The organism is Micromonospora sp. M51, assembly GCF_018070305.1.
Taxonomy (GTDB): Bacteria; Actinomycetota; Actinomycetes; order Mycobacteriales; family Micromonosporaceae; genus Micromonospora; species Micromonospora parva.
Genome location: NZ_JAGPXZ010000637.1, coordinates 1 through 3,636, shown reverse-complemented (window position 1 = coordinate 3,636; position 3,636 = coordinate 1). Strand labels below are relative to the sequence as shown.

At 72.1% G+C, this 3,636-nt stretch carries 4 protein-coding genes and 1 pseudogene; 2 read left to right on the top strand and 3 right to left on the bottom strand.

Features of this window, described 5'->3' with window-relative positions; all coding sequences use genetic code 11:
- A pseudogene (locus tag KBX53_RS26085) lies at positions 1 to 530 on the bottom strand (hypothetical protein); the annotation flags it as partial.
- Positions 531 to 715: 185 nt separating this feature from the next.
- On the opposite strand from KBX53_RS26085, the gene KBX53_RS26080 reads away from it, so the two are divergent.
- A complete protein-coding gene (locus KBX53_RS26080) occupies positions 716 to 1,126 on the top strand; it encodes a hypothetical protein (protein ID WP_051708088.1) in 411 nt (136 codons plus the stop codon).
- Positions 1,113 to 2,306: a low temperature requirement protein A gene (locus KBX53_RS26075; protein WP_210862156.1), complete on the top strand. Its 1,194-nt coding sequence runs from the start codon at positions 1,113 to 1,115 to the stop codon at positions 2,304 to 2,306. The genes KBX53_RS26080 and KBX53_RS26075 overlap by 14 nt, the downstream gene beginning before the upstream one ends.
- Positions 2,307 to 2,330: 24 nt before the next feature.
- Here KBX53_RS26075 and KBX53_RS26070 read toward each other — a convergent pair whose 3' ends face one another.
- Entirely contained in the window at positions 2,331 to 2,939 is a 609-nt protein-coding gene (locus KBX53_RS26070) for a thymidine kinase (RefSeq protein ID WP_245233484.1), read from the bottom strand.
- A 164-nt stretch (positions 2,940 to 3,103) separates the two neighbouring features.
- The coding region (locus KBX53_RS26065; protein ID WP_210862154.1) for an MFS transporter at positions 3,104 to 3,636 on the bottom strand (533 nt) is incomplete at its 5' end.

Sequence of the window (3,636 nt, the reverse complement as noted above, 5' to 3'; positions counted from 1 at the left end):
CACGGCCCGCTGGTGATCGCCGTGGCCGGGTCCGTCGAGATCAGCCGGGGCAGCCACGCGGCACGGACCGTGGCGTCGACGTCGGGCATGCTGAGCAGCGCCGCCGCCCCGTCGGCCATCGCCACCGGGCACGAGAACGTCGCCGACTCCGGCCCGTACAGGTGCAGCAGGGCGTGTTGCACGACCCGCGCGGCGGCACCCCAGGTGCCCCGGGCGTCCGGCAGGTACGGCAGCGCGACCACGGCGTGGCGGGCGGCGGCGGCGCGCTGCTCCTGCCAGCCGGCGGAGGTGTCGATGCGGTCGACGCGGGCGCCCCACGGGTCGTAGCGGACCAGCGTCGGCGGGTGCGCCTCGGCGTCGGCGTGCGCCGCGCGCAGCGGCCCGGTGACGTCGGCGGCCAGGTCCGCGAGGCGGCCCTTCGCGGCGGCGTGCCCGCCCGGGCCGAGGTGACGCTCCAGCCAGGAGCGCAGCAGGCCATCGCCGGCGTACGGGTCGACGGGGGGTGGTACCGGCTGCACGAAGCGGCTCATCGATCGGCTCCTGGCACTGCTCGGGGGTGTGCGCCGACGGTAGACGATGCGGGGCCGCCGCGAACAGGGTGAGCCCCGGACCCGATTTTTCGGCTTGTCGTACCCCGGTGCGACCGTGTTCTCTACGGTCGGTAGTCGTGGGTGCCGGCCAACAGTGGAGTCGACCGGCCCGGCGTCACCGCCCGATGCGCACCGGGTTGGCGTTCGCCGGGTTCGGCGTGGCGTTGTGCTGTGTGGGGGTGGCCGGGCTGGGCGCCTGGAACCTGCAGACCGTCCGGCAGGCCGCCGGCCCGATCCGGGAGACCGCCGACGGCTTCCTCAACGAGGTGACCCTGGGCGACAGCGACCGGGCGTACGAGCGGCTCTGCGCGGACGCCCGCAGCCGGTGGAGCGCGATCGGTTTCACCAGCTGGGTGCGGACTCCACCGATGGTCACCGACTACGAGATCACCGACGTGTCCGTCGCCACCCGCAGCGGGCGACCGCAGGGCACGGTGACCGTGAAGGTGACCCGCGACGGTGGGCTCAGCGAGGAACGTCGCCTGCCGGTGGTCCGCGAGGACGGCGGCTGGCGGGTGTGCGGTGACCCGTTCTGAGCCCCCGGTCGCCACCCCGGTACGCCCGCAACTGCTGCGACCACGTGAGGGGGTGCAGCCGACCACCTCCACGGAACTCTTCTTCGACCTCGTCTTCATCTTCACCATCACCCAGCTGTCGCACTACCTGCTCGCGCACCTGGACTGGCGGGGCGCCGCCCGTACCGGCCTGTTGCTGGCGCTGGTGTGGTTCGTCTGGGTCTACACCACCTGGCTGACCAACTGGTTGCAACCGGACCAGGGGCCGGTGCGGACGATGCTGATCGGAATGGCGCTGGGCAGCCTGCTGTTGTCGGCGGCGATCCCGGACGCGTTCGGCTCGACCGGTCCACTCTTCGCGCTGGTCTACGTGATCATGCAGGTGGGCCGCACACTGTTCGCGTTGTGGGCGGTGCAGGGCAGTCCGTGGCTGGTGGCCGGATTTCAGCAGTCGCTGCCGTGGATCACCGGGACGTCGGTGCTCGTGGTCCTCGGCGGCCTGGTCGGCGGGGCCGCCCGGGACGCGGTGTGGGCGGCGGTGATCGTGATCGAGGTGGTCGGCCTCTCGCTCGGCTACCCGCTGCCGAAGCGGGGACGCAGCCGACCCGAGCGGTGGATGGTGGAGGGTGGGCACCTGGCCGAACGGTGCGCGGCGTTCGTCCTGATCGCGCTGGGGGAGTCGATCCTGGTCACCGGCAGCACCCTCACGTCACACGTGAACCTGGTGACGTCCGGGGCGTTCCTGTTGGCGTTCGGCGGTTCGGTGGCGCTGTGGTGGGTGTACTTCGCCCGCTCGGCGCCGGCCGCCACGGAGGTCATCGCCCACGCCGGAGAGCGCACCGGCGCGTTGAGCCGGGTCGCGTTCAACTTTCTGCACCCGGTGATCGTCGCCGGTGTCGTCGTGGCGTCGGCGGCCGACGAGCGGTTGCTGCGGGAACCCGGCGCCCCGGCTGCCACGGTCGACGTGCTGCTCACCCTCGGCGGACCGGCCCTGTTCCTGGCCGGGCACGCCGCCTACAAGGCGCTGCTGTGGCGGGCCCTGCCGATCAGCCGGGTCACGGCGGTGGTGGTGCTGTTGGCGTTGATGCCGGTGGGTGTGGCGCTGGGTGCGCCGGTCGCGGGGTGCGCCGCGGCGGCGTTGGTGGTGACGGTGGCGGTGATCCTGACCGACCGGCGCCGTTCCCTGGCGCTCGCGCGGTGACCGCGTTCTGAGCCGGCCGGTGGTTCAGTCTCGGGGACCGAGGTCGCCGCTGCGGTAGTGGCGGCGGCAGAGCACCTGGTAGCGCACCTCGGCGGTGTCGACGGTGTCGCCGATGACGACCTGGGCGCCCTCGCGGACGACCTGCCCGTCGACGACCCGGGCGTTGAGCAGCCCTTCGCGGCCGCACCAGCAGAGCACCTCGACCTGGATGCGGGCCACCTCGTCGGCCAGCTCGAACAGGCGTTGCGCGGCGGGGAACAGGCAGGACCGGAAGTCGGTGGCCAGGCCGAACGCGAAGACGTCGACGTCGTAGCTGTCCACCAGTTCGGCCATCTGCTCGACGTGCTCGACGGTGTAGAAGCACGCCTCGTCGCAGATCAGGTAGTCGACGCGTACCCCGTCGGCCCACCGGCCGCGCACCAGGGCCCGCAGGTCCAGGTCGTCGGTGACCTCGATGGCCTCGTGGGCCAGGCCGATACGGGTGGTGACCTGCGGTCCCAGCGACCGGTCGATGCGGGTGGTGACCAGCCCGCGCCGGCCCTGCCGGGCGTGGTTGTAGTTCATCTGCAACGCCATCGTGGACTTGCCGCAGTCCATCGGCCCCCAGAAGAACTTCAACGCCGCCGCGTGCACCGGACGCCCGTCGAGCCCACGCGCGGCCGCACACCCGGCCGGGGCGTGCGGCTGCCCGGGGAACGGGTGGGCCAGGCAGGTCGGGACGGTGGCGGCGTCGTCAGTCACGGTCGGGCAGCCTAGCCGATCGACCGCCCCTGATCTGCCTGGTCCGGGACGCGTGCTCAGAGCACCCGGGGTGGGGTGTTGCCCACGGCCACGATGGCGCGGCGGATCGGCACGGCGGCCAGGAGCAGGAAACCGACCACGAAGAAGATCAGCAGTGAGACCAGGCCCACCCGGTACGAGGCGGTGAGCTGGAACACCAGCCCGAAGGCGAGCGGGCCGAGCCAACTGGTGCCCTTGTCGCTGATCTCGTAGAAGCCGTAGTACTCGCCTTCCTTACCGGCCGGGATGAGCTGGCTGAACAGCGACCGGCTCAGCGCCTGGCTGCCGCCGAGCACCAGGCCGATGGCCGCGCCGAGGATCATGAACGGCACCGGCGCCTCGGCCGGCAGCCGGAACGCGCCGATGATCACACCGATCCAGAGGATCAGGCTGAGCAGCACCGTCTTCCAGGCGCCGATGCGCCGGGCCAACGCGCCGAGGCTCAACGCGCCGCCGAAGGCGAGGAACTGCACCAGCAGGATGGTGATGATCAGGGTGCTCTGCTCCAGGCGCAACTCCTCGGTGCCGTACTGGCTGGCCAGGGTGATGA